Raw genomic sequence first — 1,070 nt, 5'->3', positions numbered from 1 at the left:
CCCTTATTTAACATCCGCTTCACCAGCTCCTCTGTAGGCCTGCAGGCCGTTTCCCACGCCACGATTTCCCCGTTAAACAAATCAAGTATCGGGGACAGGTACAGTTTTTGTCCGCCAGCCCTGAATTCGGTGATATCTGTCACCCATTTCTCACAGGGAGCTTCCGCTTTGAACTGTCGCTGAAGGATATTTTCTGCAGCGAGTCCCATATTTCCCCGGTAAGACCGGTATTTCTTCAGGCGCACAGGAGACTTCAGGCCGAGCTGTTGCATCAGTTTTCGCACCGTTTTGCCACTGAACTTAAGACCTCTTTTCTGAAGCTCACAATGGATCCGCCGGTACCCATAACATCCCCGGTGTTCATGGAAGATGGAGGCTATGAGCTGTTTCACATCAGCATACTTGTCCTTAGCCTTCTGCAGTGACAGCTGGTAGTACAGCGTGCTTCTGGCCAGCCCTGCGGCCTTTAACAGGTCAGACTGGCAGTGTCCGTACCTCAGGCTCTGGATGACTTTCGTTTTTTCTCCAGCTCCTGGCGCTTTTTTTCCAGAAGATGCTCCTGCATGGCTTTCAGATATGCATTTTCTGCGCGAAGATAACGCAGCTCATTCTTCATCTCTTCCGGCGTCATGTTTGCCTCGTTTTCATGGGTATCATCAGAACGGGTCATGCTTTTCTCCTTCCTGCGCCTGATAAAGGCCTCATTACCAGATTTGCGGTAGCCTTTTATCCAGTTTTTAACCGTGTTGTGGCTGGGAATGTTAAACCGGGCTGCTACCCGGGGTAGAGACTCAGAATGCCCGAGAGCATAAAGAACCACGCAAAGTTTATCTTCAGGAGAATAGCTACGCTTGTGTCTGCAATCCAGTGCCCGAGGACCGTGAAGAAGAAAAAGATTAATCCAGTGTGAGAGGCTGGTGTGAGAAAGTTGAAAGAGTTTTGCCGTAGAAATGATGCCTGCATGACCAGCCAGGTAATGATTTACAGCGGCAAGTTTTACTTCAAATGAATGTTTCATAAACTGCACCTTCAGATGTCAGATTATGTCCAACATTTGGGGTGCAGTTCAA

At 48.8% G+C, this 1,070-nt stretch carries 1 pseudogene; it reads right to left on the bottom strand.

Annotated features, from left to right (window positions below):
* A pseudogene (locus ACJHX4_RS26710) lies at positions 1-1,018 on the bottom strand (IS3-like element IS1397 family transposase); the annotation flags it as partial.
* Positions 1,019-1,070: the final 52 nt, after the last annotated feature.

Source organism: Escherichia sp. WS2035 (assembly GCF_046487065.1).
Classification (GTDB): Bacteria; Pseudomonadota; Gammaproteobacteria; order Enterobacterales; family Enterobacteriaceae; genus Escherichia; species Escherichia coli.
The sequence above is the reverse complement of the archived record's forward strand: the minus strand, read 5'-3'. Positions and strand labels throughout refer to the sequence as shown.